At 64.3% G+C, this 4184-nt stretch carries 5 protein-coding genes; all 5 read right to left on the bottom strand.

The features are described from left to right. Positions 1 to 280 precede the first annotated feature (280 nt). The 5 genes from ALI44B_RS00030 to ALI44B_RS00010 are packed head-to-tail and all read right to left on the bottom strand — an operon-like array spanning position 281 to position 3969. Positions 281 to 1111, bottom strand: a complete 831-nt coding sequence (locus ALI44B_RS00030) for a hypothetical protein (RefSeq protein ID WP_077052762.1) — start codon at positions 1109 to 1111, stop codon at positions 281 to 283. Further along, the gene (locus tag ALI44B_RS00025) at positions 1108 to 1770 is read right to left on the bottom strand and encodes a hypothetical protein (protein ID WP_077052761.1); all 663 of its coding nucleotides are present in this window, start codon (positions 1768 to 1770) and stop codon (positions 1108 to 1110) included. Before ALI44B_RS00025 ends, ALI44B_RS00030 begins: the two co-directional genes overlap by 4 nt. Then, positions 1767 to 2384 carry a hypothetical protein gene (locus ALI44B_RS00020; protein ID WP_077052760.1) on the bottom strand — a complete coding sequence of 206 codons (618 nt, stop codon included), beginning with the start codon at positions 2382 to 2384 and terminating at the stop codon, positions 1767 to 1769. The genes ALI44B_RS00025 and ALI44B_RS00020 overlap by 4 nt, the downstream gene beginning before the upstream one ends. Continuing rightward, positions 2384 to 3643 (bottom strand): hypothetical protein, encoded by a 1260-nt coding sequence (locus tag ALI44B_RS00015; RefSeq protein WP_143458834.1) that lies wholly within the window; start codon positions 3641 to 3643, stop codon positions 2384 to 2386. The genes ALI44B_RS00020 and ALI44B_RS00015 overlap by 1 nt, the downstream gene beginning before the upstream one ends. 8 nt (positions 3644 to 3651) lie before the next feature. Then, positions 3652 to 3969 carry a hypothetical protein gene (locus ALI44B_RS00010; protein WP_077052758.1) on the bottom strand — a complete coding sequence of 106 codons (318 nt, stop codon included), beginning with the start codon at positions 3967 to 3969 and terminating at the stop codon, positions 3652 to 3654. Positions 3970 to 4184: the final 215 nt, after the last annotated feature.

The following is a 4184-nucleotide window of genomic DNA, read 5'->3' as shown; positions in this document are numbered from 1 at the left end:
GAAGCCCGACGACACCAGGTCGCCGACCAGACGCTGCAGCTCGTTGAGCTTGTCCTCGAGGGCGCCCTTACCGGTCGACAGCTGGCCGGCAGCGGTCTTCAGGTCACCGTAGGTTACGTTCAGGTTTGCCATGATGTGTCCAATCGGTCTCGGCCATCCCCACTGGATCGACCTTACGCATTCAAACTAACAAGGCCGCCACCGGAAGGCGATGGGTACCCCTCCCCATGTGGACAACTTCCGGTCATCCAGCCTGGGGAGAACGATCCGGCAGGCCGGTCTAGAAACCGGTGCCCGCGGCGATCCCGCCCACCATGGATTCACCGGCGGTGAGCTTCTCCCCCGACCGCCACGAGTTCGCAGCGATAACGAGGGCCACGATCGCGAGAACGACGGCAGAACCACCGACCCACAGCACGATTCCCGGTTGCCCGTCATCCTGCATCGCGTACGGCATGACACCCAGGGTTCCGACCGCGATGAATCCGAAGACCAGTTCGAGTCGCGCCTGGTACGAGGCGAACCGCCAGAAAGCCGAACCGGCAGGCGGCGCTGCGAGCTGTCCCTTCCGGGTGCGGGCAAGCCGACCCGTGCGGATCGCGCGGTCGTAGAAGAGTGCCTTGACGAACGACGCCAACATGGCCCCGAATGCTCCGGCCGCCGCGAACGCGTTGGCGCCGATCACCCACCACATGTCCTCGGGTGAGCCGAATTCGGGCGTGTCGATCGGGTCGCCGGAGGAGATGATGACGAAGGGGACGAACATGATCGCCGCCCACGACATCAACGGCACGAGCATCCACAAGACGCGCGACGCATAGCTGCGCCGGGTCACGTCGACCTTGTTCGTGCCGAGCCCGATCGGCCCACCTTTCTCGGCGCGCAGATTGCCGTGCCCGGAGAACTCGCCCACCATGATGGCGGCCGTGCCGAGGACCAGGAACAGGAACTCGAGCCCGATGATGCTGTTCATGTTCCAGAACGTGCCCCCCGGGAGCACGCTGATGTACCCCTCTGTCCACCAGGTGGAGGTCGTCCAGACGAACAGAGCGACGGTGAGCGCTGCGAAAAATGCGCCGATGAGATAGGCGACGAGAACTCCGCGATTCATCGGGCGTCGGCCACCTCGACCTCGGGAACACTCGCGGGCTCGGCGGAGGCGGAGTCCGCATCGTCGATCCAACGGACGGAGTCGATGACCAGATCGAACAGGTCGACGTAGTTCTCCAGGCGATCGACGGTCGGGAGGTCGACGACGAAACGCAGCATGCGCGCACCCGTGACGTCGAGCAGCGAATAGACGATCTTCAGATCCGAGACGGTCGACTCACCGGCATCGATTCGGGCCAACCAGGCCGATCGCGCCACGGGCCCGGGGCCCAGGTCGAGAATCGTCGCGTCGGGGAACAGGTCGGCGAGCACAGCCGCACGCTCGTCATCCGATCGAGGGATGAGAATCTCGGCCTCGGAGGCGGGCTGTTCGAGATTCTCGACGACCAGCGACCCCGGGAACGGCATCCCCGGCACGAGCTCGAGCCACAGGGAGAGGCCCAGCGCGTTCGCGGCGACCGCTTTGTCGGCCAATTCGGTCAGACTCGTTTTGGCCTCACGCCGCAACCGGGCCAGGCGGTCGTCCTTGCCCACCTGCCGCTTGACGAGCGCCGCGACGGCGCGTTGCGTCTCGTCGCGGTCGTGCAGAGGGATGTTCGCCCAGGTCCCGGGCAGAACGATCGTGAAGTTGGCGGATGCGGAACCGAACGTCTGAGTCATGCTGCTGCCTCCAGGTCGGGCCGCACCGTGGCCACGAGAGACCAGGTCTCCGACGCCATGTCGGAGAAGGCCATGAAGTCGCTCGTGATGAACGTGAATTGGATCATTTGTCGGGTCCCGGTCACGAAGACGGCGAAGATCGTGCGCTGCTCGGCCCACTGCTCGTCGTTGCCCGGTTCGCTGCGTTGCGCGACGTGGCGGGCGCCGACCACACGGCCAGCAGCGCACTCGAGTTGCCACGTATCCGCCTCGAGGCTGCGGTTTCCCGGAATCGACCGGTTCAGGGCCTGGCGGGTGAATGCTTCATAGGACTCGGGTGTGTCGTCATCGTCGAGGTCGTGCACCAGGTGGGTGACGATGGCGGCCAGCCGCGGGCCACCCGTCGTGCGCACCAGAGCGGCGGCGGATGCTGCGCCACCCGTCTCCAGCCGCAGACGCGTGACGATGTCCTCGACATCCGCCACGAACGCGGTCGCATTGTCGGATGCCGGCACGGCGGGTGCGACCTCCTGAAGGAGCGACCGGGCGAAATCGTGCGCCGAGCTGTTGTCATCGACGGGCAGCGCGTACCAGTCGACCGGCACATCGAACGTGTATCCGCTCAGTTGTCGCATTACGGCGCGCCCTGTCCCGGAACGAGAACGGGAGCCTGACCGTTAGCCGCCTGCTTGAGGATCGAATCCGGGCGCAGGGTGAGCTTCTGATCGTTCGGATCGAGCGGGTTGTTGGTCAACGTCTCGACTTTTCCGAGCAGGCCGCGAATCTCCATGACATTCAAGCTAACAGTCAACGCCTTGGAAACGTCGCCACCCTTATCGAGCGCCGCCAGGATGTCGGGCGATTTCAGGCCGAGCGGGTTGCTGCGGAAGTCGGTCAGACCCTTGGTGAAAGCGCCCTTGAAGCCCTCGATGGTGAAGTGGGACTTCTTCATGGTGAACCCACTGAGCACGACATCTTTCCAGGTGCTCTTGTTCGCGGCGCGGAACTGGGTCTTGCTCAAACCCGTGAGCGACTTGAAAGCGCCCGGGGGGAACTTCGCGAGAGGCTTCGCAAACGCGGCCATCTTCATGGCCTTGCCCAGCACCTTGAAGATGCCGGGCGCGATAACGGTGAGCACGGCACCGACGACGGCGAATGCGAGGTCCCGCCAATCCCCCGTCTCGGCGAATTTGATGGCTCCATCGATGATCGCGGCAATGGCGCCCACGATCGCGATAACGACGAGGATCTGGCCGAGAATAGGCACCCACGAGAGGAAGATCGCCGCAACAGCGGCAATCTCACCGATCGTCTTGATGACGTTTGAGATCTTGTCCCAGAGCGTGTTGTTGAGCCCCGACTGGTCGACGACATCGTCGATCTTGCTCCGGGCGGCATCCGCCGCCTTCTTCCAATTCGCGTAAGCCGTGTCGTAGGCCGTGCGCGCCGAAGACGCACCACCTTCGGCGGTGTCTGCGAGGTCGGCGTAGTATTTGGCCCACTTCTGGTCAGCGGCCTGGTCCGGGCCGGGCGTCTGGGCCTTTTCCTCGTACTCCGTCTGCTTCGTGCGCTGCGATTCGGCCGACTCTGCCGCTTCAGCCGCATCGGAGATGGCCGTTTCCACCTCGGACTGGTACTGGCGCAGCAGCGGAGCGTAGGTCGCGAGGGCCTCGGCCGTGCCACGGTAGCGGTTCTCCGCCTTGGTGATCGAATCGGCGACCTTGCCGGCCTCCTCGCGGATGCCGTCGATGGCCTCGGACTTGACGTCGCTGAGGTCGGTGATGCGCGTGAGCGTCTGGTTCGCCGTGCGAATGGCGTCGGCTACGCCCAGGTAGGTCGCGGCGCGGGCTGCGACGACGTCCGGGTCACCCGGAATCGGTTTCATGTCACTCATGATGTTCCTCACACCGCGCTAGGGGTCGGTCCGGACTGTTCCGGAGGGGCGTCGAGAGCCTTTGCGAGCTCCGCATCGGCATCGGTGAAAGCATCGTTGATCGCTTTCAGCGTGTCGCGCACGGCCGTGGCCGAGGCGATCATTTCTTCGCGCTTCTTGTTCCAGCTGTTGCCGAAGTGCTGCACCGCGCCCGTGAGCTCGCCGTCGCCGACCGCGTCTGCGACGTCGTTAGCGAAAGATTCGGACTGTTCGAACGCCTGGATGACCGTGGTCATGCTCGAGACGGCGTCGTCGAGTGTGTCCGATCGTATTTTGAGATCAGCCATGATTTTTCCTTCACGTGCACACGAGAGTGGTCGGGCGGTGAGCGAGGCGCGCCTGCGAAAACAGGCGCGCCTCGTCAGGAGAGGTGTTAGCCCTTGATGGCGTTGGCCAGCTCCTGGTCGGTGTTCTGCAGAGCGTCGGCAGCCTTGTTCAGGTAGTCAGACAGACCCTGGATGCCCGAAACAGCCTGCGTGGCACCGGTCGTGAACTGCGTGTA

The organism is Leifsonia sp. ALI-44-B (genome assembly GCF_001984125.1).
GTDB lineage: Bacteria > Actinomycetota > Actinomycetes > Actinomycetales > Microbacteriaceae > Okibacterium.
This window is presented reverse-complemented; position numbering and strand designations above follow the sequence as displayed.

Coding starts and splice junctions, on each gene's coding strand:
- ALI44B_RS00015 (WP_143458834.1), bottom strand. CDS start 3,643: ATGAGTGACATGAAACCGATTCCGGGTGACCCGGACGTCGTCGCAGCC.
- ALI44B_RS00010 (WP_077052758.1), bottom strand. CDS start 3,969: ATGGCTGATCTCAAAATACGATCGGACACACTCGACGACGCCGTCTCG.
- ALI44B_RS00030 (WP_077052762.1), bottom strand. CDS start 1,111: ATGAATCGCGGAGTTCTCGTCGCCTATCTCATCGGCGCATTTTTCGCA.
- ALI44B_RS00025 (WP_077052761.1), bottom strand. CDS start 1,770: ATGACTCAGACGTTCGGTTCCGCATCCGCCAACTTCACGATCGTTCTG.
- ALI44B_RS00020 (WP_077052760.1), bottom strand. CDS start 2,384: ATGCGACAACTGAGCGGATACACGTTCGATGTGCCGGTCGACTGGTAC.